The organism is Haematospirillum jordaniae (genome assembly GCF_001611975.1).
Classification (GTDB): domain Bacteria; phylum Pseudomonadota; class Alphaproteobacteria; order Rhodospirillales; family Rhodospirillaceae; genus Haematospirillum; species Haematospirillum jordaniae.
Genome location: NZ_CP014525.1, coordinates 1,371,384 through 1,397,237 on the forward strand (window position 1 = coordinate 1,371,384; position 25,854 = coordinate 1,397,237).

Here is a 25,854-nt window from a genome sequence, read left to right on the forward strand (position 1 = left end):
CGGGAATGTATTGACTATTGACCTACATCAGACATACAATCGGGGTATCGACAACGGATGTCTGGAGTTTTTACCTTGTCACCTCCCTCTTGTCCCCGCGTGCCCAAGCGCACGCTCACCACCATGCGGTTGCCGTCCGACCTGATGTGGCAGTTGAGCAAGCTCGCCGAAAAGGAGGGCCGCTCCCGCTCCAACATGGTCGAGAAAATCCTTCGTGACGGTGTTGCGAAGAAGGCAAAGGAAGAGGTTGCTGATGTTCTCGCCTAGTCCCTGCGCCAGGAAGGCCTTTGCCGCGGGGGCGGCCGCGACCGGCACTTTGGCCGGCAAGGTGGCGCGCTGCGTTTCGGAAGGCAACACCCGCCCCGCTGAAGCGTCGGGCAAGACCACTCGTGCGGTTCCCCCTGGCGTCAACGCTGCAGCCAGGGCCAACGGACGCGGCTTGGTCGTTCTGGCGGCCCGCAGCGGGCAGGGCGGCAATGCGTACCCGCTTTGGCGGATCAGATCCGCCAGTCATGGCGGGCCCCGCAGCACCGGGACGGGCACCATCTGCCACCCGGGCCAGTGCCGTGTGCCGGACGAAACAGGGACAGGGTGTTGACCATGTCATACGCCCGCATCGACGGGCTGCACGCCGAGGCCGTGAGGCGGATCTGCTTTATCCTCGGGGCAGCCAAGGACACATTGCCGCCGGGCTGGCCGCTTGTCGTCCTGGAGGCGACCCTAGCCGGGGCCAGCATCACCGAAACGCTCAAGGCGTTCGGTGAATTCTGCAAGACGCGCCGGGATGCCTGCGCCGCCTGCCACCTGTACCTGGGGGCGAGATGGTGACGCTTGACGCGCTTCGTGCCAACCGGCCGGAACTTGGTTTCGCTGTCTATGCCCTGGAGCCGGGCGGGCGCGGGTTCCGTGATCCCTCCGGGGTCTGCCGTACCGGCGGCAAGAGCGGGGGCCGTGTCGTATTTCCCTGCGCCCCGAAGCCGGTGCATGTGGATGCGCCGCGGGAAGACACGCCTGCCTTGTAGGACACGCCTTCAGTCACAGTCACAGTCACATTACAGCCTGCATTGGCCATCCTGAAAAAGTGGACACGTGGCGGGGTCCGGCAAACCCCGCCGCTGCCGGTTCTGGCTGACCATCTGCCATGGAATCAAGCGAGACACGGACAGTATGCCGAAAGACAACACCCCCGGCGGGGGGCAGAACCCCGCCAACAGCGCCGACCCTGTGGCGTTCCTGCAGGACTTCGATGCTGAAGGTTGTTTCAACCTTGTCGCTATTGACCCTGAAACCGCCTTTGTCACCGGGCGTACCTTCGCGCCGAAAGACTGGGACGCCATGCGGGCGTGGTTAACCGAACGCAACGGCAGGCAGAACCTTTACTTTACGGTCAACGAGCCGTACCCGACAGCCCCGGACAAGAAGCTTGCGAAGGGCGACATTGCTGCCATCCGCGCGGTTTATGTGGATGCCGACCCGCACAAGGACAAGCTGTTCGATGACGAGCGCCGGCGGCTTCTGGATCTCGCCCGTGCTGCCCGGTCCTCGTCGTGTCCGCCCACCTTCGTTGTCGACAGCGGGGGCGGGGTACAATTCTTCTGGCGCCTTGCCCAGAAGCTCCCCGCAAGCGGGCACCGGCAGTGGGCCGAAGCGCAGGGGCGGGCTCTGGCGTATGCCGTGGGGGGCGATGCTGTCCAGAATATCGACCGCATCATGCGCTTGCCCGGCACGGTCAATATTCCTGATGCCACGAAGCGGGCGCGGGGCCGCACGGCAGCAGGCGCGCGGGTGTTTGCCGCCACCGGTGCCGTCTACACCACGGATGCGCTTTCTTTTTATGCGACCCCGCGTGGTCCAGGCAGCGACCATCCGGACACCAGCGGGAACATCGCTGCGGTTCAGCGCACACTTGACATGCAGGCCATCGCCGCCGGTCCTGGCCAGAACCTCCTTGCCCGCCTTGCGGCTGCTGCCCTCGCCGAGCCCCGCCTTCAGGCTGTTCTGGACGGGAAACCGCTCAAGGGCGCCGATCAGTCAGGCTCTGCGTACAGAGCTGCGCTGGTTGCCCGGCTATGCGAGCACGGCGGCTTCACGCCCACGGAATACGCTGCTGTTGCCACGTCGCTTCCGCATTGCAACACCAACAAGGACATTCCCGGGGGCTGGCCGCGCCAGTTCGCCCGCGAATGGTGCAACGTCGGCCTGATGTGTGCGGCAGAACGCTGGTTCGACCCGGTCCCCGAGGTTGAGCCGAACCCTTTCGACGTACAGCATGCCAAGTACATCGGGCAGGCGCGTGAAGAAGCACGCATTGCCTGGGAAGACCCGTCAGACTGGGACTACGACACCACCCCGCCGGCTGACTGGGTTGTCGAGGGTATGATCCCGAGAGGCGAAATTACGCTTTTGCTCGGTACGGGCGGCACGGGCAAGACGCTTCTCGCCATGCAGATGGCGACCGGGCTGGCTGCAGGAGCGTCCGTCCTGGGGCGACCGGTGAAACAGCAAAAGGTCATGTTGTTCCTGTGCGAGGACCGGGCCGAGGAATTGAAGCGCCGCCAGCGTAGTATCGATGCCGCGCTGGGTCTGCAGCGTAGCCGTTACAAGGGGCACCTCAGAACCGTCTCGCGCAAGTTCGAGGACAACGCCCTGTTTACCTGGGACAACAGGACCAACACGTTCACCCTTACGCCGCTGTGGCACAGCATGCGCAACGACGCCGCCACGTTCGGGGCCGACCTGATCGTGATCGATACCCTGGCTGACGTGTTTGGCGGGTCCGAAATCGACAAGCAGCAGGTCAGGAAATTCCTGAACGTGTGCCTGGGAAAGCTTGTCGAGAGCACGGGCGGGGCCGTCCTTCTTCTTGGCCACCCGTCGCAGTCCGGTATGGCGTCTGGCGACGGCACGTCCGGGTCACGCAGCTGGCACGACACTGTGAGGTCGCGATTTTACTTCGAGCGGGCCACGAAGGACCGCAAGGACGCAAGGCGCAAGCTCACGAACATGAAAAGCCAGTACGGGCAAGATGGCGACCAGTATTTGCTGGAATGGCGTAAAGGCGCATTTGATTTGGTCATGTCCAGCACGGCTCGGCCTGTTGCCCAATACGGGGTGCGCGACATGGAGGCGGAACTGGAGCTGTGCGTCATTGATGCGGTGCGCATGCTGCAGGCCGGAGAGGTGTCATCATCCGGCAGCCCGCGTGCCGGCAATTACTTGCCCTCGCTCATCAAGCGGCGGTTTGCCGACAAGGTGGCCGTATTCAAGGCCGACGCGATCGAGGCGTGCGTCATGCGGCTGGAGGCCTGCGGGAAAATACGGAGGGGTCAGGTCGGGCGAAAAGCCAACCGGCATGCGGTCAACGGCTACGTCGTGTGCGAGGACGCGCCAACGGGTGTGTTCGACTGAGACCGGCTGCGGATTCAGGTGACAGGTGCCATAGCGGTTTGTAATACTGCGCGCATACATCCATAGGGGACACGTCATGCGCACTTTGATCCTGGGAACCGTGCTCGTACCCGCGCAATCAGTCTGAAACCGACTCACACGTAAGCGTTGTGGTATACCCGCTGCGCGATAATGAATGCTCCGCACGGGTGATCAGCCACAGTCCGTTCGCACTGCTCCGGAAGCCTTTCAGTTCTACCCGGGCCTCGGCAATCAGGGCCGGGTTGCCCGGCAACGCCAGCGACAGCTGCTTTTCGGCACGGGCTCGTTTTTCCAGCTCTGCGACCGCGGCTTGCTTCGCCCCCGCTGCATCAGCAAACGGATGCCGAATGCGGGCGACGGGCTCACCCTGGCCCGCCACAACCTCGCGCACCATACCTGCGTCGAGGTCATTCCACTGCGTGATAACCTGTCCAACCGGCTGCCGCTTGGTAATTGTTACACGATACTGGGTTATCTCGCCCCGGGATACCGCCACGACCGGCAGGGGCTTGCCCGTCGTTGTTTTGCTCTCCCCGCGCTTGGCGATAACCAGATGCCCGCCTGCAGGCTTGGCAAGGGCGTCATAGTCCTTGGACAAACGGGTCAACAGCGCCATATCAGACTCATTGGCCTGATCAACATGCGGCAGGCTTGTGGCTGCAAGCGCTGGCGCTACTGCGGCTTTCAGTCCGTGCTCCTGCGCGATGACCTGCACCATGCCCCCCAGCGTTGTCCCGGCTGCCCACGAGCGGTTTTTTTGTGTTGTCAACATCGGGCGCCTGGACCCGGCGTCAACAGGTGAAGCCGCCTGGACAGAGGCCTTCGCCTTGACCGTGATACGATCAGGGGGACCGGATACCTCCAGCTCGTCCACTATGAACAAACCCATCTTTCGCAACGCATTATCATAGCCCAGGGCTACGCAGATCTCCGTCCCTGCGGCGGGCAAAGCCAATGGCTTGCGGTCATTGGGGTCCGCCAGTGTAAGCTCCAGCGTGTCACTCTGTAGCCCCGCCTCGTCGGTGAGACGCAAGGACACAAGGTGGCCGCTGATTCCTGCGGTAATGTCGGCATCATTGGCCCGGATCTGGAAGCCGGGCTTTATCCCCATAACGCTTCCCCAGGTGCCACACGCAGCGGCATATCCGGCAGAGCAATATCCAGACCAGCGGGCAGAACCATACCATAGCGGACCAGTCCGGGGTTCGCTTCGAGAAGCTGCTCCACAACGCCTGGCGCAGTCCCGCCGTAATGCTTCCACGCGATGTAATCGATCGTATCCCCATCACGCGTTTGATACCGAAGGCCCATCATCGTATTTCCTCAACTGAAGACTGAACGTCTGGCGCATAGGGACGCCTTTCTGCGCAAACCGGGACTGGGTTTCGTCTATGCGCTCGATCACCCATTGCCCGTGGATGAAGCCAAGGCCGTCCACCAGCTGAAGCGGCTCGCCCTTCGCTGCCTCGCGGCGCATGGCCTCAAGCTGACCGCGCCCGGCCTTGAAGCCGGGAAATATCACACCGTCCAGTGACAGTGTTTCACTGCCCGGCCCGGTGTATTGAAGGGCCTCGGGTTTCCCGAACCGCTCCTGGGCGGACCATGAGTAGGCATTCGAGCGCTTGAGCTCCTGGTACGCCGCCGTATTGATGCTGAATTGATAAGCACCAAGCTGCATCATGATATCTGCCATACGACCTCAATACCCATAAGCCATGGCCCCGTCATGCAGCGCGCCGCGTTCATTCTCGCGTCGAATCCGCTCTATTTCTTCTGCCAGCTGCCGGGGGTCCTGGCCGGGCTGCTGCTGGATATTGAAGACGGGGGCGTTGGTGACGTTGTTTGTGACGTCCGCCTTGCCGGGTGCAGCCCCCCGAATAGCCGCAGGCGGGGCCGCCGAAGATGAAGAGGGTGTCGGCTCGGCGCCGGGTTTTCCCCCGGCGTCCTGACCAAGGCCAAAAAAGGATGCAACCTTACCAATCCCCGCGCCGACCCATTGCAGTTTCTCTAGAATCCATTCAAAGGCGGCGCTTGCAGCGTCTGTAATTCCAGCCCACAGGCCCGTGAAAAATTCACCGATTGCGGAGAACTTATCGGCGATCCAGTCACACAGTGTTCCGAAGAACGCCTTGACGGTTGACCAGTTTGCAATAACAAGCCCCGCAGCGAGCGCGATGCCTGCGATGATTGCGCCAATCGGGGTGGCCACCAAGGCCAGGCCGATCGCCTTGATCCCTGCCGCAACAGCAGGGAGCCCGCCAGCAAGCCCGATCATGGCCGAACCAAGACCCCATACGGCTGAACCAAAAGACAAGACAGACACAACAGCCTTGCTGGCAAAGACAGCCGACATGATGATACCCAAGTTGTCAAAGCCACCGACAAGGGATGCGAGATTGTTCGTTACCGACGCAAAGCCTGTGGCTATTGCGGCAATGCCCCGGACGGCATCCCCGATAAAGGGGACTATCTCGCGGAACCCGTCGGCAAAGCGCTTTGCGAAGGCGACGACCTCATCGCGGTTTTCCCGCATATAGCTTGTAAAATCCTTCATCATGTCTGTAACGACCGGCATCAGGGCCCCGCCAATGGTATTCTTCAACCCGGCAAGCCCCAATTGTGCATCCAGAAGCGCATCCTTGAACGCCTCCGCATCCCGGGCTGTTTTTTCGCTCAGAACATAGCCTGTCGCCCGCGCATCTTCCCGGAGCTGGGTCAGCCCGGCAGAGCCATCTTTCAGCATGTTGATCATGCCCGCGCCGGAGCGGCCAAATATGGCCGTTGCCAACGCAACGCGCTCTGCGCCATTTTCCACGGACTGCAACCGATCGGCTACCAGTGCCAGCGCTTCATCCGGCTGCATGGATGCCATCGCCTGCGCAGAAAGACCCAGCTGCTCGAACGCTTTCTTTGCCGTTCCGCTCCCCTGGACGGCCTCGCCGATGCCCTTGGACAATTTTTCCATGGACCCGTCAAGACCTTCGGCAGACATTCCACTGCGCTCGGCGGCGTAGCGCAACTCCTGCAAGGCCTCGATGCCAATCCCCATCTTTCCGGCTGTTTTTGCGACATGATCACCCAATCCTGCGGTCGAGTTTGCGAGGCTGAAAATTGCGGCCCCGGCAGCGCCGACAGCGACAGTGGTATTTCGGGCCAAGCCCCCCACCGCACCTTGCATTTGCCCGAATTTCTCACCAACCCTGTTGCTGGCGGCAGCAGCCCGCTCCCACTTTTTCTGACTGACCCGCAGCTTGTCCAGTGTGCTCCCGAGCTCCTGGTACTCCCGGTCCAGGGCATCAACAGATTTACCTTCCCGCTCCAGAACCTTGCGCTGTTTCTTGAGCTCCTGCTGGCGCTTTGTAATGGTCTTGATCTCGGACCCGACGCTGTCCAATCCCCCCTTGATCAGGCCGACATTCCGCGCAAACGATGCATCCAGGGCTGCGCCGATTGTTATTTTTGTGCTGAGTTTTTGTTCAGTCGCCACGCGGCAGCCCCTCGATCCACCATTTGAACTGGCTTAGCGGCATAGATGCAATTTCAGACAAACCCCAGGACGTGAACGAAGCCAGGGCGATCACGTTGTGGCGCAGATCGACCGGGCTTATTCGAGAAAATTTGAGTAAGCATCCTGCAGCTTCCTGTAGTCACGCAGCCGAAGTTTCTGGATATTATCAGGGGCTATCCCGCACAAATTTGCAAAGAGTGTAACCTCCTGTTGGGCTGTGCTTCCCTTGACCGACTGGCAAGCAATCTGATCATGGACCGTCGGCTCGCGCATCCGCAAACTGCTGACTTGCGTCCCGTCCAGGTCAATGGGGCGGGACAAGGTGACGTCTACATATTCGGTCGTATAATCCATGTACTCTGGCTCTCCTTTATGTGCCAACAAACACGTGGTCGCTCTACACACCAATCGCACTTCTGATCTGCGCCAGGCGGTCCTCGCCGTTGACCTTGCGGATCATGTTGATGACATCAATCTCGTGAACGGTCTGCCCGCCGTGTTCCTCCTTGAAATATTCAAGGCACAGCGTAACACCCAAGGTCGGTTTCTGCCCCGCAGACCAAGCCCCCCGTTCAATTTTGGTGATCTTGCCGCGCATGGTGTGCACAACCGGTTTGACGGTTCCATCCCACGATTCCAAGGCACCGCGGGCAGTCAGAGGCACATTTTTTCCTTCGGCAACACCGAACAGGGCCAGCACATCGCGGTCGTAGCTGATCAGGCTGAAGCTGGTTTCCAAGGGTTCCATGCCCATATCAATTTTGACGGGCGCATCCATACCCCCGGCGCGAAAATCTTCAGTCACCAGCGCCAGGGAGGGGGGAGAATACTCGCTGATCTGCCCGGCATAGCCACGCCCGTCAACGAACAGGTTGATATTTTTCAGAACGTCGCGCGCGGCCATCAGTGAAAGGCCTCCTTGATGTAATCATTGACCAGATGGGAACGGAACGTGATGTGCTCCGCCGGATAGGGAGGGGTGAAATCGAAGTTGAAGTAGATTTTGCCCTGGGTGATGTTGGCCGGGGTATTCAGGTCCGGATCAGCCCAGCACCGTCCGCCCAGAACGGCACCCAGATTGGTCAGGGTGCGCAGGTAGGCATTGACGCCTTCGGTGACATCCTGGACATAGGTCTTGGTGATATTCCGGTCCACAGCCCACATGTGGGCGCGCTGCAGGCTTTCGTTGATCAGGTCGGCAGTGCGGCGCACCGACAGGAACGCCCACTTGGGATCCGCCGACAGAGAGCGGTTGCCCCACAGACGATATCCATCCTGACAAATGATCGTGGCAATGCCCTTTTCATTCAGCAGGTTGGCGCGGCTGGCAGTATCACCTAGCTTGAAATCAACCGGGCGGGCGGTGCCGACAATGCCGTTGACCGGCTGGTTGGACGGCGACCACCAGAAACCACGATCGTTATCACCACGGGCGATGATACCGGCCACGCGTGCCGATGCCGGACGCACGGCAACCGCGCCGGACCGGTCCAGAACCTTGACCCACGGGTCGATCATATAGACCCGGGTCCCGGCATTCTGTCGCGCATAGGTTTGGGCAGCCTCGTCAGTGGTATTGGGGCCATCGGCCACCACAATAGCCCGCAAACGGTCGGCAATGCCTTTCAGCTCGGCCACCACCGGGTTGGCCTGTCCTTCTTCAGCCTGATGGGTGAAACCGGGGGCGCACAGGATGCGTGGCGCAAAACCCACCACCGATTCCGCTCCCAGCAGCGCATGCACGCCACGGAACTGACCACTGGCCGCATCAACACCGCCCACCACATTGGCCAGCGTTTCGGCGTCGGATTTGCCCTTGTCAACCCGGATCACCACCACCACAGCGCCGATCTGGTCAAAGATACCGTCCAGGGCATCGGGCAAAGACCCGTCGCTGCCGAGCTTTGCGGCCTCGGTGCGGCTGCCGGTGACCAGCACCGGGGTATTCAGCGGAAAACGATCCGCATCCGCTCCCGGCGCTGTCCCCACAACCCCGATCACCGAAGACCGGACGGTCCGCACCGGGCGTGGTCCAGCATCAATTTCCAGAACCTCGACACCATGAAGAAATGTTTCAGGCACGTTTGAACCTCCACCTAGAAGCGTTCATCATCATCTATGCTTTAGTTGGCTTGTCCTGTGGCGCTTTTTCCTGGCTCTCAAGGCCACCATCCGGCGTGTGCGGCCAGTGTTGATCGGCGTAGTAATCGGGTGGGATGGGGGATGCGGCTTCCAGTGCGTTGCAGCGCTCGCGAATGGCGGCGCGAAACCGGGCGATGGGCGCGGGGACGGCCTCGCCGGTTTCAATCTGACGCACGACGTACCAGTCCGTCGCAGACAGGCGGCGGCGGGCTTCGGCTTGTACCAGCGCGGCAGAAGGCAGTGCGGCTTCAGCGGCTGCGGCGTCTGGGGCCACCGCTGCGGCGGTGTCTGGCACAGGCACGACCACCCACGCCGCTCCATCCCAGCGGGCCTGTTCGCCTTCGGCCAGAGCAGGCGGCGGGACGGTGACGCACCCGGCTGGGATCAGCCAAGACCCCGGCGAGCGGGGGTCAAGGTCGCCTTGGTCAAGGACATGCTCACCGGCATAGAAGCCGTTCACAGTACGATAGACAGTACAGTTCATAATGGGCCTCAGCGATATCGGATGCAGGCAAGAAGGGCGATGTTGCGGGGGCGGGTTTCGGCGCCGCCTTCACTTGAGGTTCTGTGGTAATTCGGGTCTATGTTGCCGTTGGGCCAGATTCCGTACCCACCGGTCGTTGCGAAAAATGCGCCTTGGTTAAAGGAACGACCTATCGAGACGTGACTGTGGCTTTCGAAGTCATCCGACTGTGCACTTCCGAACGCGCGGCCTGAATCCACGCCCCGCCCGTCATCCCAGCCGCGCAGGAATTCACCGCGCAGGTCCGGCACGGCGAAGGTTGTGGAGCCGTCACCACTCCCGAATGTGGTTCCGATCACGGTGAACAGTTCAGGATATGCGGCGCGGCTCAGGAGCGCCCCGTTGCACTTCAGATACAGCGGTGGCGGCTCCTGCCCGGCATGCATGATCACGCTGCCCACCGGAGCCGGAAAAGCCTGGGCCAGCGCCGCAGGGGTGACGGCCTTTTCCGCATCCGTCCCGGCCTTGACCTCATCCGCCGTCGCCAGCCGGACGATGCCGGGTGTTATGGGGGTGGCGGCATCCATGGCGGCCTTCAGGCCCGCCGGGGTGACGGCCAGATGGGTGGACGACCCGGCGCGGGCCTCGGCTGTGGTGGCCAGTTCCACCAGTCCCTTGACAGTGGTGGAGGCATCCGGCGGGCTGTGGCCGGGACCGGCATGAGAGGCGATCGCGGCGGCGACCTCTGCGGAAACATGATCACGGGTTGCAAGCACCACCGACGGGTCAATTTTCAGGGTCACGGCGCTCACGTTGCCGTGCTGCAAAATCATGCGGCAGCACAGGTCTTTACCAACGCCGTCATCCAGTTGAGGCTTGAAGCTCTCGGGATATTTAGCGACGGCAATCAGGATGCCGTCGGCGTCAAACACACCGGCCTCGCGCACGGTCCAGCCGCCGACCCGCGCCGGGATCACCGCCTCGACGGTCAGCCAGGCGGGGTTTTTCGGGTCGGTGCGGATGGAATTGATTTCGGTGCGCCAGACCTCGCGGCGCAAGGCGGTTTGATCCGGCGTCGGGTCATAGGCCGCGCCGTCGCCGTCCCCGAAAGCAAAGTGGGTCAGAACAACCGGCTTGGACGTAGCAAGGGCTTCAGTCAGGCGGGTATGACCCGCGTCGGTTACCAAAGTGTAATAGTGGGGTGCGCTCATGCGGCCTCCAGCGGATAGGCAGTGACCGTTTCCGCGCCGTACAGGGCGGCGGCCATCAGGGGGGCGGGGGCAAGGGAAACCGGATCGACCGGGGGGGCGGGACGTAGGCAGACGGTCTCGCCCAGAAGCAAGGCCGCCGCCGTCTGTGGGGTTGTGCCGGACTGGTGCATGACCACGCGCAGGGCGGTCAGGTGCGAGCGAACATTCTTGGACGCCCGGATCATGGACAGGGCTTCGTCGGACAGCGCTGGCGAGACCGGGCCCGGTGTGGCAATTTCGGCGGTAAACGTATGGACGGGCGCGGGCGGGTCAGCCTCAAACCATTCGGTCAGCGTGACGTCAACATCAAGGGCCTCAAGCGCCTCGCGCACCGCGCGACGCGTCCCCTTGTGCCTGTGCACTTGAAACGAAGCCGCAATCACCGCCCGCTTCCGCGCCTCCGGCCAGTCCGGGTTCCATACATCCACCGACAACGCCCACGCCAGCCATGGAAGCGCGGAAGCGGGGATTTCTTCAGGCCTCCACATGCCGCTGACAGGCACCGGGACAGCAGATAGCCTGTCCATGGCACGGCTAAGGGCTTTTTCTTCCGGAGAGGCATTCGGCGGCAACAAATCGTCTGTCATGGGGCATCGCCCTCCAGAATGTCTACGTCTGTGCACCACGCAGCCTCGACCCGGTCAATACTGATTGTCTCTGTCGGCTCCAGAAGCTCTACCTTCCGAACGCCGGCCTGATGCAGCGCGGCATATAGCCCGGATATCGTGATATCGGCCCCCAGGCGGTGGTGTTCGTGGCAGAATTTTTCGGCCATAGCCCGGACGTGGGCCAGGACGGCCTCACGGTCCGGGCCATCATGGAAAAGCAACCGGGCGCGTATGGTGTATGGGCGGATCTTTGCAGCTTGAACCACAACGCGGTCAGTCAGGGGCCTGATACTTTCATCAGACAGGCGCTCCTGCACCGTTGCCAGCAGGTCTGCGCCGGGCGAGCCATCGCCTCCATTTGACATGACCGTCACCGCCACAACGCCGGGCGCGGGGCTGAAAGCGTCAACATCCTTGACCCCCGGCGCTGCGGATAAAGCATGAAAGATATAGGCCCCGGTTGGTCCGGCAGAGCTGAAGCCCTCGAGAGAGAGCTGAATCCGGCGGCGGTAGTCGTCGTCGCTCTCCAGCACTGCGTCTACGGGGGGGAATGCCTGCGGGTTGGCTTCTTGCAGGACCTTGCGGGCGACACCCGGCAAAGCTCCCAGATGATCGAGATTTGTGCCGGTCGCGTAAGCCAGCATGACAGACCGAGCCGCCTCGTTGACTCTCTGCCGGACAATCATTTCCCGGTACGCTGCGACCTCAAGGATCTTTAACGCCGGGTCGCTCTCAACCAGCGCTGTAAAAATGGCTTCGCCGTTCTGGTTTTTGTATGCTCGCAGCCCTGCGAGCATGTCGGCGAGAACAGACTCATAATCAAGCTGCTCAACAACATCAGGGGGGCGCAGCTGCGACAGGTCAATGGCGCTGTACCGGGCTTCTTTCATCACTGGACGCGCACTCCGGGCAAAGAAACCTGACGGCCTTCAGGCAGGTATATTCCGGTCAGGTCCATGAGGATGCCGCCGACTTGGGCTTCGAGAATGCGCACGTGCTGGAGCTTGAAACGCGGCTCCCAGCGGGCGAGAGCCTCGGCTGTGGCCGCGTAAAGCTCCAGTATGGTGCTGCGGTTGACGGGCGCATCGACCAAGGATGGCAGGCGACTGCCGTAATCACGCCGCATAACCCGGCTCCCAACAGGGGTGGTCAAGATATCCCTGATGCTTTGCGAGAGATGATCAAGCCCGGAGAGGGGCTTGCCCGTTTTTGCGTTGGTGCCGTTCATGTGTCCATCTTGTGAACACAGCGCTCCTGCGTCCTGTGGCGGTTTTTCCCCTAGCCGGTCGGCGCGGTTGTAGTACCCCCGGAATCACCGGTGTGAACGTGGTCCCGCAGGCTTGTGCCCCCGGCGGTCACATCGCCGTCAACAACATGAATGCTGCCGCTGATCATCGCCGCCGCATCCGACCCGCCTGTAGACCCCGACATCCCGGCAAGATAGGTCAAGCGGCCCTCTACCGTCAGATCACCTGTTACAGTGACGGTGGGTGCGTCTATCGTGATGTGGGTGCCGGACCTGACAGCCACCACCCCGTCAAAGTCAGCGGTGAGGGTACGGGCGGCGCGAACAACGACCTCGCCGGGGCTGCGGATGGTCAGCCGGCTGGCGGCCTTGTCATATTCAAAAAAAGTGCCATCGGCGTATTCCGTACGATGGATTGTCGCTTGATCTGCCGGGGGCGCATGCGCAGCCCTGTAGAGAGCCGGGAGAACAACCCCCTGCGCAAGGTCGCCGCTTTGCGCGAGGACAAGGACTTGCTCCCCGGGCTCCGGCGCCCACCATGTCCGGTCAGTGCCAGCCCGCTGCGTCAACCATGGGAGCCAGCCTGTCAAAAGGTCGCCGCTGCGCACCCGAACACGGGCCACCGAAGCGTCAAGCGCCTCCACAACACCGGCACGGATGATGTTCGCAAGCCGCCTCTCCAGCTCTCCCAAGCCCCAGCTCATCCGCTGTCTTTCTCTGTCGTTGTATAGGAAGGCTCGTAGGCGGGGCCAATCTCTGGCGACCAGCTGCCCAGTGCGACCCGGGGCACAGGTTCATCGTCATCCCAGACGCTTTGCGCCAGATGGATGATTTGCTGCCAGTCCACGCGCCAGACCAGGTATTGATCAAATTCGGGGTTGAAGTGGTCGGGGCTGATCGCGGTGACCGTCGCGGGCTCAACCGGCAGACCCCAGCGGTTGCGGTGCGCGAGCCGGGCAAAAGCCGCCGCCAGGGTACAGATGCTGAGGTGCGCCCGCTCAGTCCGGAATCCGATGAGAAGATATGCGCTGAAACGCGCTGTCACGGCCAGCTGGCCGGACCCCGGGTCGCTTTCCGCGCACGGCTCCATCTCGGTCAGTTCCAGAAGGCATGCGGGAACAGGCAAGCGCGCCCTGTCATCATAATAAAAGTCTGTGCACTTCATCGCCGGGAACGCGGCGCGGACAGCAGACCGTATCGCGCCCTGGACCTCCTCGACTGTAACCTGCGTCCTGGCGTTCATCCGCGTCCTTTCGGCCCGTAAACAGTGCGCATGCGGATTTCATCCGAGAAATACCGATAAAATACGCTGCTGATTTCAGGGACCGCCTTTGTCTCGGTGAACGCGGCAATGGCCTCGTGCACAGGCAGAGCCTGCTCTTCGATGGGAAGGCGACGCTTCCTGGATCGATGATAAACAGATGTATGGCCGCTTGGCATCCGGGCCATGAAAGAGCCTGCAAAATCCTGCGAGCGGAACGAAACCCCTCTGGCTGAAGTCCGGGGCTTCCCGCGGAATCGACAGATTTCAATAGCGTTGGCCCCGATCCACAACCCGGCTGAAGCTCCGTCACCTTTGAGACTCTTCAAACGCGTCCGCAGCGCCTTTGCATTGCTCAGCTGGAGCTCACCCAACAGCCCGCTTTTGACAAGGCGGGTAATGTATAATGCAGTCTTGTGCAAAGCGCGGCTGCGGGCGTGCTGGACGACGGACTCAGATGCATAGAACTCATCTGCAATCCGCGCTAACTCTGCTGTGTTGATTTCAAAACCCAGCATCTTTGTTTACACTCGCGAGAGGAACAACAGCCCAGCCGGTCCCGTCGGGTTGAGCCGCCCCAAGAACGTCAAAAACCTCACCCGTCCGCAGTAACAAGACCGTATCGCCGCGCCGCAGGTCTCCAAGGTCCGACATTTTTCCGTTCAGGCGCGGCTCTGTCCGGTCACCGCAGTACTCCCCCAACTCAACATCAAGGTAGGGGTCATCGTATAGAACGGTAACAGTACGCTCGGTGCCGTTTTGCAGCTGGAGGACCGCTGCTTCTGCGAACTCTTTCGGGTTGAGAAACAGCCCCAGTTCCTCCCACGTGTGGAAACCTGTCACTTGGTCCTCTTCTCCGTGGCTGGTTTCGGGGATACAAGAGCCGCCTTGCCGCGTGCGATCAGATTACGCGCAACGTCCACGGGCACAGAAACGGTATCCCCGTCCTTGCGGATAACTCCCTCGTATCCGAATGGAAACACCACACGCAGCGTAACAAGGCCCGTTACACCATCGGGATCTTCAGCCATCTTCTCCCTCCATCAAAGTACGGCACTAGCGCCCGAGGCAGAATGATTCTGCCCGGCGGGCAAGAAAGTCGCAGTCCTGGAAAGCAATAATCTGGATGCCCCCGCTTTTGGCATAGGCCGCAGCATCCACCGTGATTTCAAGGCCACCCCAAAGCCCGATCAGCAGATCTGCAAAATTGCCGAAGAAAACATCATTGGAATCAATCTGGTTTGTTGCTTCAACACGGTATCCATTGACAGTATCCCCCGCCTCCCAGACAGGTGCGCCATTCGTTCCCTCGAATTTCTGGGCTGTCTTCAGCCAGCCCTTTGTGCGGCTGGACAAAACGTAGGCCATTCCCGGACAATCAGCATTGTCGCCCGCTATCTCGGATTCCATCTGGATCAGCTCGGCATATGCAGGGTTGCCTTTGGCAGCGAATTTTACTGCATTTATCCCAGAAAGACGGGACAGCCCGAGAGGCTCCTTGCTTCCCGCGCCGTAGAAGGCGGCCTTGTCGATGGTAGCTCCAACGGCAGCAGCTATATCTGCGCGAATCATTGCCTCGATATCGATGCTGGACTGCATGATCTGACGGCGGGTAACGGGCACTGCCGCAGCCACTGTTCGGGGAGACATCTTTTTGGAATGGAAGACCGGAAGCGTGTCAGGAGCGTCCGCACCTTCTCCGATCCAATAGCCCATTGCCCCGGAGGTTTGTGCGGGTATCTCCACATCGCCGACCAAGCCTGTCAGCGGCGTACCAAGGCGCATGGAAACTGTGCGGTTGCGCAGGATCTGTATGAAGGACGAGGCCAAATAATCTGTAGCGACCAGATAGCCGCCTGTATTTCCTGCCTCGCTCCCGTCTTTCGATGTGTTGAGGGCGCGGTCAAGAACGTCCTGGGGGACCATAATTCCGTTGGTCATTTTTCCCAAGGCCCGCGCGGTGGCACGGCTTACTTCGAACTCAAAAGCAGCCTCTTCCCTTAGCTCGTGGTTCCCCGGCGCCGCCAGGGCACGAACAGCACGGACAATACTAAACGAACGGCATTCCTTCTCGGTCAGTCCGACGGTCGGTATGGAGCGCACATCAAGGGCGGGGGTGGTGCCAGACGCAATATGCTTCAAAAGGTCGGCCCTGAACTCATCGACGCTGCGGTTGCCCGTCACCGCTTGACTGGCCAGGGCTTCGGCCTTGTACTGCCGCCCGAGGTCAATAATGGCTGCTGCGCGCGCCCGTTCAGCCTGAACAGGGTCCTCGGCAGTCATTACCTTGGCTTCGACCGTGTCTGTTGTCTTTTCCATTCCCGCTCCGATCCTCACGTGGGTGTTGTTGTCGTCAGTCTCCGCGACGTGCGGCCTGAAGTCCTGTGGCGGTTTTTCCATGCTGCGCCCGACCCCGACGGACGGGTCGGCGGGGATGGAAACCAATGAGATTTCAAAAGGCTGCCATCGCCGCACAGTAACAAGGTCCGGCTGCCCGGCACGTTTCTGGACCTCGACGTCATCGACCGTATAGCCGACCGACACATGCTGGCGGATGCCATCGCGAATATCGTCGAGGATTTCTTGAGCCCGTGCAGATTTACCAAGGCGGACCCGGGCGCGGCCCTTGCGGTCTGCGCCTGTTTCAACCATTTCCACAACCCCGACATGGTCCTCCGGGTTGTGCCCGACCAGAAATGGGGCCCCGTCGTCAAGCCTGCTGGTATCCATGGCGCCGGGGGCATGGTCGAGAATTTCCTCACCAAACCACCGCAAAACAGGCGTTTCGGACGAGAACGCCAGCTCGACGCAGCGGTTTTCTTCATCAAACGCGCTCACCCGACCCGACCGGGTCAGGCCCGGGCGCTCGCCATCACGCGTATTGATCATTTCGGCGGTCAGGGTTTGTAGACTACTCATTCAGGTTCTCCGGTTTTTCCCGCGCCCGCTTGCGTGGGCGCCCCGAGGGCCAAGCCAATTGCACTGCCGATGTATTCTTTCGGAATCCCTGCCGCCTCCATCGCACAGATGTCGCGGGCGATTTCCCGCCACACGGAATCCGGATCCCGGCCCTGTTCACGAATGATCTGCGAGGGGGAGGACAGCATGTTGTTTTTCGCGGCGATCGCGGCCTTTATATCGGCGGCGGGATCAATCCACTGCCAGCGGCGGGGCTGCCAGGCAACGCGGCTGTATTTTTCCAGCCGGTCCGGGCGAAGGGTCCCGCCGTTTTCCATCGCGACACCATGCAGAAGGGCTTTGGGGAGCCAGGCTTTGAAGACGGGTTCATGCAAGGTCTCAATTAACCATTCCTGGAGCCACTTCCAGTGCTCGCGCTCGTCCAGTGTGCCTTGCCGAATACTTGAATAATTCACGCCTTCAAGGTCGTTGGCTAAATTGTTGTACGCAACACCCATGCCACTGGCCGCGCCTCTTAACATGGCTTTCTGGAAGGAGTGGAACTCGCCGCGTGGATAGGACGGGTTCCACTCCTGAAAGCTCACTCCTGCGGGGAGCTCCTGGAAGACCCCGGCCTTGGCCTCCATGTAGAGCTCTTCGTTTTCGTCGAGAGTGTCACCCGTCTCGAATTCGTGCTTGAAGAAGCCGCACTTTGCAGCAGCTGTTCTTGCGTTGACCAGGGCCGCGTGTTCAAACTCTTTCAGCATGTGCAGGCGCCACAGGCTTGTCGCCATCCAAGGTAAGCCCCGCTTCTGCCCGACAATGTCAGGCAGAAACCCGTGTATAATCTCGCTGGCCGGGATGCGGCGATAATTCTTGCCCTCAACGCTATAGTCAGGGCGCCCGTCATCTGTTGTCATGAAGTAATAGGCTAGGGGCCGCCCCGACATATTGAATTCAATGCCCTGGCGGATGAATGATCCTCCGGTCCGGTGGTCCTGGTCGAGGTGGACAGGGCAGCGGGTGGGATCAATAACCTGGAGCGCAAACCCCCACGGGCCTGCATCCGGGCCATGGACCATTTTTATAAAGAACTCGCCGTCCCGCGCCGCGCTGGTGATGCAAAGAGACTGTAGGGCCCGCCAGCTCAATTGGCCGCCGATATCACAACTTTTGGCGGCCCCCCACCGGTCCCAGGCATCTTCCAGGGCGTCATTGGCCGAATTATCCAGGTTGCCGTCGAAATCGCGGGCCTGCGCCTGGAGAAGAACGCCCTTGGGCCCGACAATGTTCTGCACACATAACCGAACAAATTTTTTCGCGTAGTCATTGTTGTCGGCTTCATGTCTGGAACGGGCAACCAATGAGGTATAGTTCCTGCGCACGACCTCATCAGCGCTGACAGGCGTTGTGCTCCATGACTGGGTCAACCGGTCCGTCGAGGCGGAATCGAAAAAGTTACGGGAGAAACGGGCGCCGGGGCGGCGGCGGACTGCGGAAGCCGTACGCCTGAATAGCCGGTCCAGGATATTCATCAGAACCTCACCAGAACCTGCCGCCCCAGAAGGCTCTGACCGCGTTCGGCAAGCCGGGCTCTTTTCAGTTCCGCCCGGTATGTATCCCGGAGGCGGAGGAGATCGGGGATCGGTGTGCGTTCCAGCTCACGGTTGTTAATCTTGTACTTGCTTTGGTCGATGGTGGCCCGCCCCTCGATAACGGCTTCGACGGCCTCAAGAACCTTCATGACATGGCCCCGCCCGTCAAAAAGACCGGTAATATTATCGGGGTCATCACGCACCAATATCGCGCCCGATTTCAGGTCGTATACGGTGAATCCGTCGGATACACGTGCCGTATACCAGTATGTGCCGGGCGGCCACAGCGTGGTCCGGCTCCCGGGCACGCTTATGCGGTGCTGAAGGCCGTCAGGCTCTGCCTCCAGGTCAAGGGGTGCGGGACCCCTGAGAAGCAGGCGGAGAGTCCAGTCCGGGGGGGGACAGGCGGGGAGCGTTGCACGAATATCCAGCGATGTACCCGCTGTAATCTCTTTCTGGATGGCGAACATAGGCACCTGTAAACCTGTTTATTCCCGCCGCCGCGTAGGAAATCGCGACCGTCGCGCAGTATGGTGGGGCCCGGACCCGGCGCTGTCCTGTGGCGCTTTTTCCCCACTGCCCAGCGCTGACCGGGATGCAAGTTTATGGAATTTCGGGTTCAGGATTTTCAGGGCGGCCAAAGCGTAGACACGACAATCAAGGGCCTCGTTACGTCTCCGCGTCTTGTGCCATTCGGGGCGGGGAAAGCCTTTTACGTAGCGTGTAATGAGTTTTTCGGCGGTCAGCTGGTGGAAGTACTCTGCGCTCCGGTCGGCGGGAAAATGACTGTAGCCCGGGCCCGGCGTGTTGACCTCCAGGCGCCTCATGATCATGATCTTGGCTTCGTCTACACCAACACCGAAAAGATTGATCGGACGCTCGCCGCGGATGGACCGCGTGCGCTTTGGCGGCGAGACCAGGGGCCGCCCGAAACCACCGATGCCTTTGATGGCGAATACGCGGCGCCCGCTTTGACGCCTCACGTAGTCATAGGCGGCAGAGGTATGGCCCCGCCCGCCGCCGGTATCCAGGCAAGCGGCACTGATTGCAAGCTGTGCGCCGGACTGGTGCAGGTAGGTTTCATTCAGGGCCTGGTCCAGCTCCGCCCATACAGCCGCCCCAAGCGGATCACCCCATAAAACAAGGTAATCGACGGACCAGCTTTCCTCATCCGCACCCCAGGCAACCACCTCCATTTCAAGACGGTCCTGCTGCATGTCAATGCCCGCCGTAAGAATCAGGCCCCCCTCGGGTACAGGGGCGGAGAAAACCTCGACTCTCCGCATCAAGTCCATTGCAGAGGCCTGCTGCCCGTCTTCCTCCCAGGTTTCCGCGAGCGAGACATTGACAAAGGTTTGCAGGTCGCCCGCTGCTTTTTTGTCCAGGAAGGAGCGGACAATGTCGCGCATATGCCTGAACGTCGAGTATAACTCGTTCAGATGATAGCTGGCATGGCCCCTGAAAGGGCGTTCGGCCTTCCATTCACCAAGCCGGATGGCTGCAATGCGGCGCCCGTCATCCCAAAGAGAGCCACACTCCGAACACACGTAACACGCTGTCTCCGGTAGGTGTTCGCCATCACTGCTTTTATTCCACTGGACGCCGCGCCAGGACAGGTGCTGTCTGTGACCGCAGTCCGGGCAGGGAACAAGGAAGCGACGGCAGTCCCCGGCGATAAAGGCGCTTTCGATCCACGACGCCGCCTTCAATGTAGGGGTCGAGATTTCAAGCAGCTTGCGCTGGTCCCCGAATGTCGCCGCCCGTTGCCACAGCAGCCCGACCGGGTGGCCTTCGGATGTGCGGTCATATCCGTCGGTTTCATCGCAGACAATGAACGGCGCGGAACGCCCCCGCATGGTTTTTGGACTGCCGCTCCAGGCAAACATCAGAAAGCCGCCGGGATAAGACTTCATTCGCTGGTTGTTGACGCCCTCCCTGCCACGTGGCTTGGCCAAAAGGGCCTGCAAACCTTTATTAGCCTCGACCATGGGGTTGAACTTTGTCTCCAGCCATGTCGCCAGGTCGCCTTGTGACGGTAACATCATGATCTGGCTGCATGGATTTTGCGCGATCATGTAGGCTTGGGCGCAGAGAGCGAGGGTTGTTTTGCCAACCTGGGCTCCCCACTTCATGGAGACCCGCTGACACTCCGGATCCATGAGCATGTCCAAGGGCTCGCGCTGGTAAGGCGCGTTGTCGAAGCGCAGCGGACCAGGGACCGCATTACCGATTGGTATACGGATATTGGCCTCGGCCCATTCACTGGGCTTCAGCTTCGGCGGAGGGCGCAGGTAGCCTTGTGCCCGTCGCATGGCCGCCAGAATGCCGCGCGGATTTGGAAAGCCCTCGGTCACCGTCAGGACTCCTCCTCAAGCTCAAGATCAGCCTCTGAAATCAGCGGGGTGGATGCCAATGTTTCAAGAGCAGCATCAATTTCATCGAGGAGAGCGGCTTTCAGGCGGGCGGCGTCTGTTTCACCGATGAGGCGGGCGACAACCCGGCCCGGTATGTTCCTCAGGTTCGCCCGCACTTCCGCGAATGCGGTAGCGATGGCTTTCTCGACCTGGGACAGGGGGGCCAGTTCACCGCTTTCACGAAGCAACGCCAGTTCGGCCTTGCGGGTCACCGCCAGAAGTTGACGGAGCTTCAGTTCTTGTTCATCGGCGGGCGCACTTGACACTGCTTCCTGCCGGATCCTGTCCTCGCGCCAGGCAGCAACATCGGCGGTGTTGAAAATCCATGCCTTGCCCTTGCCCCCACGGCACACGAAGGGGCAACCAACCTGGACCCACTGGTCAATTGTTGGCAGCGCGACGCCAAATACTTGGGCGATGGCCGTGCGGTTGACCTCCTGGCCCGCTCCTTTCCTGCCACTCATCGCGCTACAGCCGTCTTGCTATATAATAATAAACCCCTTGGGCAAGGGCCACGCACACATAAAAGCCCGGGCCTTTCCACCCGCAGGCCGGACCCCTCGTGGAAGTACCTGTTTTTTTCAGGACACCCTCCTCCCGCGACGTGTAGCCAGCAGCTCTGCGCCCTTGCCGAACTCGCGCAGGCCGAAGTAGGCGCCGGGCAGCGAGAACAGCAGGGTCAGCGCGTAAGGGTCCGGGGCGGGCGCCTGCCATACATAGGCGATGCCTGCGAGCAGGGACAGGGTGGACTGGCCGGGACGGATCCAGCGGATCAGGCGGTCGGAGGCCCGGTCCCCGCCCCGAATGGTTTCCTGCGTTTCATGATGGGCGTGCTGGCTGTCTTCCATCTCTGCCCGCGCCATAGCCTCGATATGTGCCCGGGTTGACTTGTCATCCTCAAGGCTGATCTCGCGCAGGCGGATGACCGCCGCCGGGTTACTCTGGAGCTCACGCAAGGCCGCCTCGGGGCTGTCTGTGCCGGTTGCGCTGCTGACCATGGCGATGCCGCTGGCCACCGCTGCGGGCAGGTTGCCTGTCAGAAGAGAACCTACCAGCGACGCCCCATGACCGCCGTTGTTCTTGATCCATTGCCCGACATCAGACCATTGCATGGTTAAAGCCTCACATGCTGCATCAACCATATGATGTATCCGACGGCACCTGTAAGGCACGAGGAGCCGATACAGGCGGCAATGCGGGCTTCGGCCTGAATCCGGGTCAGCGATGATTCCGCTGCGGAAATCTTCTCCCACATCCGGACGGACTCCTGGCCGAGCCGGTCCAGCGCAACTTCCTGGACGGTCAGCGCGGTCAGGGTCCGAGATATCTCACGCTGGGTAAGGGCGACTTCGGCCAGGGTCCGGTCTGTACTATCAAGCCGCGCTTCAACCGCAGCAAGCCGCGGCACAATCTGATCCACCTGCATTCGCTCCACACCATGGCATCGGTCATCAACTGTCAGGCAGCGTGGCAGACAGGCCCCTATACGTCCTGTGGCGCTTTTTCCTGCCGCTTCAGAATGTCCCTGACCCGACGCGGCGTGAGAGCGAACCCCGCCGCGATATCTGTCGTCGGCACGCCGTTACGGGCCATGTCGCAGATGCGGCGATCCCGCAGGGGGCGGGAGAGACTGTTCCCATTCGCGGGCTGAAGGATCAGCCCGGCAAACGCGCGGGAGATGCGGGCGGCATCCTCATAGCCAAGGATTTCGACGATTTTCGAGGACATTTTCAGGTTGCGGGGGTGGGGAACGTAGAGAATGCGCCTCCACCTGCGCTTTCCGGACGGCGCAAGGCTGCCGACAAGATAAAGCGCCCGGTCGCGGCCAATAACGCCGGCTATTTCCTGAATACTTTCAGGGAGTTCGGCAACCTGTTCCATGGCCGTGTCTTATAACCCGAGGCCCCAGTAAAACAAAGGCCCTTTTGGTGCATCCTGGCGGCAAAAAATTACCCCCCATGGTGCGCGTCTTCGAGAGGCGTGGGGGGTGTATTACACGGAAGGTGCGCCATTCCGCTGTATCATGTCAAGCCTTGAACTAATGTGCTTTCGGGGCCTTCCCGGGGACGGGAAGCGTCACAGACCACTCGGACCGCGCTGCCTCCGTGTCAGGCCGATCCCCAAGCCACTCCCAATACTCATCCGGCTCCATGTACTGAATAACGGTCGGGATGCTTCGCGCCGAAAGCGCCCGGCATAAGCGGGCCAACATGGCGGCGTGTGTGCTGGCCGGTAAAGGCGCCAGATCGGGGTGAAATTCCCACAGGTCTTTATCTGTACGATAACGCAGCAATATGACTTCCACCGCTCCGGCGTGCTGTGCAGCCGTTCCTTCGATTTTGGCGAGCGATTGGGCAACCATGTCTTCCAATGCGCGGTCTATGTCGAGGAGCATGCTCGCCACATCTGCGGGCACTGCCATTCGGCCTGTTTCCCAATACTGGGCCGTGCGGAGCCTCACACCCGCTTGGTCAGCAACCCACTGGGCCTTGAGGCCCAGTGTTTCGCGAATGGTCTTGAGTTCAGCCGGCGTCATGCGGCGTCCTCTTCTTCCTCGTCTTCTTCTTCCGCGTCGTTCAGGATCAGAACAACATGGTAATCTGTCTGGTCAAATGAGTAGCTCCAAAGTCCTTCTTGCCGCTCAGCGTCGGAGAAAACCAGACTGTAGGTATCGGTATCCCAGCAGCCGGACTCGTTGACGTCCAGGGGGGGAAACACGTCATTGCTTTCTTCATTGACACGCTCGAGGTGGCCTTTTTCTGACTCACCAGCCTGTGCCGGGTTAGCTTCAAGGGCCTGATCACGGCGCTCGAGATGGTCAGCGCTGAAGTACTCGATCCCGTCAACCTCATCGAGGAGCTCTACATAGCGGTCTGCCATTTCGCGGGCGACGGCTTCTGCGTCGTCAGCAAAGATCTGTGTGTACGGTGTGTAGTTGATGCTGGCCTGACCGGCTTTTTTCCAAGCCCAGACAAGATAAGCACTCTCATTGTCGAGCAAAGATTTGATCGCGGTAAAGTCAGCTTCATCCCGAATGAAGGCATAGGCCGCCCGTCGATCTTCATCAAAATCAAGGTCGTGGGTGTTGCAGAGTGCTTTGAATTCTGTGCGGTTCATAATTTCTGACTCCTAGAGTCTGACTGCGCCAATCGCGGTCTTGATGAACTGATTGTTGTTCATAAACGCGAACACGTCAAGTATTTTTTGGGGCAGCTATATACTTAAAAATGACCCCACGTGGTGCGCTGTGTCAAGGGGCCTGCACCGGCCCCATGACTATGGACGGATCGTGACCGTAGATGTCTTGGTAGCCTATATGGGGGTGGGCAGCCTTAACCCGGAAACGGACCTGTATTTATGGGGTACGTGCCAGGGCGGGTTCAGCTTGTCTCCCTGGCGTCGGGGTCCCCCTATAAGGGGTGACCCCGACGCATGACGGGAGAGAGATTGGACGGGCCGTAGCGCAGTTGCGGCACAGCAGGAATATGTATGTATTTCAGTAAGATGTACGGAACTCTGGCGCGTCACCTCTTGCCGCGGCGCGGCTGGCTGACCTGTCTATGACGCACGGACCGTGGCGCAAGTGATTTCAGTTCGCTAGTGGCCGCCCCGGGCGCAGCAGCCTTTGACCGGAGCGCACATTTGGTCGTATTTCCCGGCTGCTTGCCGCATGCCTGTGCCGTTACCTATAAGAGGTGCCGGCTCTTCTGTGCGCAGCTTGCGCCCAAAAATGCGCCCAAGTGCCTGTCTGTCGGGCAGTATGGCGCTTCCTCTCAAGGAACAAAACCCCCAGGTTTTCCTGGGGGTTCCGGCTGGTGCTGCTGGAGAGATTTGAACTCTCGACCTCTCCCTTACCAAGGGAGTGCTCTACCCCTGAGCTACAGCAGCAACGACTTGAATTGTCAGCCCAAGTTGCCTTGTGGCAAGGCCTTTTCGGGCACCCCGCAGGGTGGGCGGGTTTATGGCACAGCGTATCGACCCATGCAAGCATAAAAATGTGGGCCAGTGGGTTGACGGTGATGACCTGATCATCGCACAGTGCCAGCGTTCCGGCCTGTTGGCAGCGGGATCATGTGCGATTGTTTTGTACAGGCAATTATCTGATGACAGATACTCCGGTTGTTTCGGAAGAGAAGGGCGGTGGATCCCGACCGTCGAAAGATCGTCGCCAGGATCGTCTGGCCATGGCCCTGCGGGAGAACCTGTTGCGACGCAAGCAGCAGACCCGATCGCGCGCCATTTCCGATGATGATTCAGGGGTATGCCCGTCAGTATCTGCCGTGCCTCGGGATGAAACCGGATGATATGCCCGTAAAACGGGCCTGAAACCAAAAACACGCCGTTGTGGTCTGGCGCGTGCTGCGCTACAAGGTGCCGTTTCCGCCCCGTTGTGTCACAGGGCAACACCCCGGTTCCAAATGATGGAGACTGTTCCCCATGGCCGTCATGCCTGATACCTGGATTCGTGAAATGGCCCGCAACCGCGGCATGATCGAACCTTTTACCGACCGTCTGGAACGGGATGGCGTGATTTCCTACGGCGTCTCTTCGTATGGGTACGATGCCCGGGTTGCCGACGAGTTCAAGATTTTTACCAATGTTGATTCAGCCGTTGTTGATCCAAAGGAATTTTCAGACAAGAGCTTTGTGAACCGCAAGACAGATGTCTGCGTTATTCCCCCCAACAGCTTTGCCTTGGCCCGTACGGTCGAATACTTTCGTATTCCACGTGATACGCTGGTGATCTGTCTTGGCAAGTCAACGTATGCCCGATGCGGAATCATCGTCAACGTCACGCCTCTGGAACCCGAATGGGAAGGCCACGTGACACTTGAATTTTCCAATACCACTCCCTTGCCTGCACGCATATATGCCAACGAGGGAGCTTGTCAGTTTATCTTCCTGAAGGGGAATCCCGAATGCGAAACTTCCTATGGCGACCGCAAGGGCAAGTACATGGGCCAGAAGGGCGTGACACTGCCCCGGCTGTGATAGAACGCCCGGCAGTGGACAGCCTGACGGTAGAGCGCCCCCGGCAGG

34 protein-coding genes and 1 tRNA gene are annotated in these 25,854 nt (G+C 60.5%); 7 read left to right on the forward strand and 28 right to left on the reverse strand.

Translation table 11 applies throughout. The annotated features are described in order from the left end of the window. Positions 1 to 57 precede the first annotated feature (57 nt). From AY555_RS11565 to AY555_RS06465, 5 genes are all read left to right on the forward strand, one after another. Positions 58 to 267: a ribbon-helix-helix domain-containing protein gene (locus AY555_RS11565; RefSeq protein WP_082811896.1), complete on the forward strand. Its 210-nt coding sequence runs from the start codon at positions 58 to 60 to the stop codon at positions 265 to 267. Next, on the forward strand, positions 254 to 598 hold the full coding sequence (locus tag AY555_RS06450) for a hypothetical protein (protein ID WP_066134931.1): 345 nt from the start codon (positions 254 to 256) through the stop codon (positions 596 to 598). The genes AY555_RS11565 and AY555_RS06450 overlap by 14 nt, the downstream gene beginning before the upstream one ends. 2 nt (positions 599 to 600) lie before the next feature. Beyond that, positions 601 to 828, forward strand: coding sequence for a hypothetical protein (locus AY555_RS06455; RefSeq protein WP_066134934.1), 228 nt, complete (start codon positions 601 to 603; stop codon positions 826 to 828). Continuing rightward, the gene (locus tag AY555_RS06460) at positions 822 to 1,022 is read left to right on the forward strand and encodes a hypothetical protein (protein WP_066134936.1); all 201 of its coding nucleotides are present in this window, start codon (positions 822 to 824) and stop codon (positions 1,020 to 1,022) included. The genes AY555_RS06455 and AY555_RS06460 overlap by 7 nt, the downstream gene beginning before the upstream one ends. 145 nt (positions 1,023 to 1,167) lie before the next feature. Continuing rightward, entirely contained in the window at positions 1,168 to 3,408 is a 2,241-nt protein-coding gene (locus AY555_RS06465; protein ID WP_156483320.1) for an AAA family ATPase, read from the forward strand. Between the two features lie 118 nt (positions 3,409 to 3,526). On the opposite strand, the gene AY555_RS06470 is transcribed toward AY555_RS06465, so the two are convergent. The 28 genes from AY555_RS06470 to AY555_RS06605 form a co-directional block, all read right to left on the reverse strand. After that, positions 3,527 to 4,540, reverse strand: a complete 1,014-nt coding sequence (locus AY555_RS06470; RefSeq protein ID WP_066134940.1) for a phage late control D family protein — start codon at positions 4,538 to 4,540, stop codon at positions 3,527 to 3,529. Then, on the reverse strand, positions 4,531 to 4,743 hold the full coding sequence (locus AY555_RS06475) for a tail protein X (RefSeq protein WP_407646296.1): 213 nt from the start codon (positions 4,741 to 4,743) through the stop codon (positions 4,531 to 4,533). Before AY555_RS06475 ends, AY555_RS06470 begins: the two co-directional genes overlap by 10 nt. Beyond that, complete coding sequence (locus AY555_RS06480) at positions 4,715 to 5,122, reverse strand: phage tail protein (RefSeq protein ID WP_066134944.1); 408 nt, start codon at positions 5,120 to 5,122, stop codon at positions 4,715 to 4,717. Before AY555_RS06480 ends, AY555_RS06475 begins: the two co-directional genes overlap by 29 nt. A gap of 6 nt (positions 5,123 to 5,128) precedes the next feature. Beyond that, entirely contained in the window at positions 5,129 to 6,916 is a 1,788-nt protein-coding gene (locus AY555_RS06485) for a phage tail tape measure protein (RefSeq protein ID WP_066134946.1), read from the reverse strand. Between the two features lie 117 nt (positions 6,917 to 7,033). Beyond that, complete coding sequence (locus AY555_RS06490; protein ID WP_066134947.1) at positions 7,034 to 7,291, reverse strand: phage tail assembly protein; 258 nt, start codon at positions 7,289 to 7,291, stop codon at positions 7,034 to 7,036. 43 nt (positions 7,292 to 7,334) lie between these two features. Beyond that, a complete protein-coding gene (locus AY555_RS06495) occupies positions 7,335 to 7,841 on the reverse strand; it encodes a phage major tail tube protein (protein WP_209316138.1) in 507 nt (168 codons plus the stop codon). Then, entirely contained in the window at positions 7,841 to 9,019 is a 1,179-nt protein-coding gene (locus AY555_RS06500; protein WP_066134951.1) for a phage tail sheath subtilisin-like domain-containing protein, read from the reverse strand. Before AY555_RS06500 ends, AY555_RS06495 begins: the two co-directional genes overlap by 1 nt. A 34-nt stretch (positions 9,020 to 9,053) precedes the next feature. Beyond that, positions 9,054 to 9,563, reverse strand: coding sequence for a hypothetical protein (locus AY555_RS12025; protein ID WP_066134953.1), 510 nt, complete (start codon positions 9,561 to 9,563; stop codon positions 9,054 to 9,056). Between the two features lie 8 nt (positions 9,564 to 9,571). Then, positions 9,572 to 10,753, reverse strand: coding sequence for a phage tail protein (locus AY555_RS06510; RefSeq protein WP_066134955.1), 1,182 nt, complete (start codon positions 10,751 to 10,753; stop codon positions 9,572 to 9,574). Further along, positions 10,750 to 11,379 (reverse strand): phage tail protein I, encoded by a 630-nt coding sequence (locus AY555_RS06515; RefSeq protein ID WP_066134958.1) that lies wholly within the window; start codon positions 11,377 to 11,379, stop codon positions 10,750 to 10,752. The genes AY555_RS06510 and AY555_RS06515 overlap by 4 nt, the downstream gene beginning before the upstream one ends. Continuing rightward, positions 11,376 to 12,290: a baseplate assembly protein gene (locus AY555_RS06520; RefSeq protein ID WP_066134960.1), complete on the reverse strand. Its 915-nt coding sequence runs from the start codon at positions 12,288 to 12,290 to the stop codon at positions 11,376 to 11,378. Before AY555_RS06520 ends, AY555_RS06515 begins: the two co-directional genes overlap by 4 nt. Beyond that, positions 12,290 to 12,628, reverse strand: a complete 339-nt coding sequence (locus tag AY555_RS06525; RefSeq protein ID WP_066134962.1) for a GPW/gp25 family protein — start codon at positions 12,626 to 12,628, stop codon at positions 12,290 to 12,292. Before AY555_RS06525 ends, AY555_RS06520 begins: the two co-directional genes overlap by 1 nt. A gap of 50 nt (positions 12,629 to 12,678) precedes the next feature. Continuing rightward, a complete protein-coding gene (locus AY555_RS06530; RefSeq protein WP_066134964.1) occupies positions 12,679 to 13,350 on the reverse strand; it encodes a phage baseplate assembly protein V in 672 nt (223 codons plus the stop codon). Beyond that, positions 13,347 to 13,889, reverse strand: coding sequence for a hypothetical protein (locus AY555_RS06535; protein ID WP_066134966.1), 543 nt, complete (start codon positions 13,887 to 13,889; stop codon positions 13,347 to 13,349). The genes AY555_RS06530 and AY555_RS06535 overlap by 4 nt, the downstream gene beginning before the upstream one ends. Then, positions 13,886 to 14,425 (reverse strand): hypothetical protein, encoded by a 540-nt coding sequence (locus tag AY555_RS06540; RefSeq protein ID WP_066134968.1) that lies wholly within the window; start codon positions 14,423 to 14,425, stop codon positions 13,886 to 13,888. Before AY555_RS06540 ends, AY555_RS06535 begins: the two co-directional genes overlap by 4 nt. Next, positions 14,412 to 14,750 carry a head-tail joining protein gene (locus AY555_RS06545; RefSeq protein WP_066134970.1) on the reverse strand — a complete coding sequence of 113 codons (339 nt, stop codon included), beginning with the start codon at positions 14,748 to 14,750 and terminating at the stop codon, positions 14,412 to 14,414. Before AY555_RS06545 ends, AY555_RS06540 begins: the two co-directional genes overlap by 14 nt. Continuing rightward, on the reverse strand, positions 14,747 to 14,938 hold the full coding sequence (locus tag AY555_RS06550; protein WP_066134972.1) for a hypothetical protein: 192 nt from the start codon (positions 14,936 to 14,938) through the stop codon (positions 14,747 to 14,749). Before AY555_RS06550 ends, AY555_RS06545 begins: the two co-directional genes overlap by 4 nt. Before the next feature lie 25 nt (positions 14,939 to 14,963). Then, positions 14,964 to 16,826, reverse strand: coding sequence for a phage major capsid protein (locus AY555_RS06555; RefSeq protein WP_066134974.1), 1,863 nt, complete (start codon positions 16,824 to 16,826; stop codon positions 14,964 to 14,966). Next, positions 16,823 to 18,340, reverse strand: a complete 1,518-nt coding sequence (locus AY555_RS06560; RefSeq protein ID WP_066134976.1) for a phage portal protein — start codon at positions 18,338 to 18,340, stop codon at positions 16,823 to 16,825. The genes AY555_RS06555 and AY555_RS06560 overlap by 4 nt, the downstream gene beginning before the upstream one ends. Next, a complete protein-coding gene (locus tag AY555_RS06565) occupies positions 18,340 to 18,870 on the reverse strand; it encodes a hypothetical protein (protein WP_066134979.1) in 531 nt (176 codons plus the stop codon). Before AY555_RS06565 ends, AY555_RS06560 begins: the two co-directional genes overlap by 1 nt. Before the next feature lie 18 nt (positions 18,871 to 18,888). Next, on the reverse strand, positions 18,889 to 20,754 hold the full coding sequence (locus AY555_RS06570) for a phage terminase large subunit family protein (RefSeq protein WP_066134981.1): 1,866 nt from the start codon (positions 20,752 to 20,754) through the stop codon (positions 18,889 to 18,891). A gap of 2 nt (positions 20,755 to 20,756) precedes the next feature. Further along, positions 20,757 to 21,278 carry a terminase small subunit gene (locus AY555_RS06575; RefSeq protein ID WP_066134984.1) on the reverse strand — a complete coding sequence of 174 codons (522 nt, stop codon included), beginning with the start codon at positions 21,276 to 21,278 and terminating at the stop codon, positions 20,757 to 20,759. A 117-nt stretch (positions 21,279 to 21,395) separates the two neighbouring features. Next, positions 21,396 to 21,956: a hypothetical protein gene (locus AY555_RS06580; protein WP_156483321.1), complete on the reverse strand. Its 561-nt coding sequence runs from the start codon at positions 21,954 to 21,956 to the stop codon at positions 21,396 to 21,398. Beyond that, the gene (locus AY555_RS06585) at positions 21,929 to 22,240 is read right to left on the reverse strand and encodes a hypothetical protein (RefSeq protein WP_066134987.1); all 312 of its coding nucleotides are present in this window, start codon (positions 22,238 to 22,240) and stop codon (positions 21,929 to 21,931) included. Before AY555_RS06585 ends, AY555_RS06580 begins: the two co-directional genes overlap by 28 nt. 56 nt (positions 22,241 to 22,296) lie before the next feature. Continuing rightward, positions 22,297 to 22,695, reverse strand: coding sequence for a hypothetical protein (locus tag AY555_RS06590; RefSeq protein ID WP_066134988.1), 399 nt, complete (start codon positions 22,693 to 22,695; stop codon positions 22,297 to 22,299). 157 nt (positions 22,696 to 22,852) lie between these two features. Then, on the reverse strand, positions 22,853 to 23,350 hold the full coding sequence (locus tag AY555_RS06595) for a DUF1870 family protein (protein WP_066134990.1): 498 nt from the start codon (positions 23,348 to 23,350) through the stop codon (positions 22,853 to 22,855). Further along, a complete protein-coding gene (locus AY555_RS06600) occupies positions 23,347 to 23,931 on the reverse strand; it encodes a hypothetical protein (protein WP_066134993.1) in 585 nt (194 codons plus the stop codon). Before AY555_RS06600 ends, AY555_RS06595 begins: the two co-directional genes overlap by 4 nt. 696 nt (positions 23,932 to 24,627) lie before the next feature. Further along, positions 24,628 to 24,702, reverse strand: a tRNA-Thr gene (locus AY555_RS06605). Between the two features lie 215 nt (positions 24,703 to 24,917). Here AY555_RS06605 and AY555_RS06610 point away from each other — a divergent pair. Next, the gene (locus AY555_RS06610; protein ID WP_066134995.1) at positions 24,918 to 25,118 is read left to right on the forward strand and encodes a hypothetical protein; all 201 of its coding nucleotides are present in this window, start codon (positions 24,918 to 24,920) and stop codon (positions 25,116 to 25,118) included. Positions 25,119 to 25,251: 133 nt separating this feature from the next. Further along, positions 25,252 to 25,806: a dCTP deaminase gene (gene dcd, locus AY555_RS06615; RefSeq protein WP_066134997.1), complete on the forward strand. Its 555-nt coding sequence runs from the start codon at positions 25,252 to 25,254 to the stop codon at positions 25,804 to 25,806. Positions 25,807 to 25,854 lie beyond the last annotated feature (48 nt).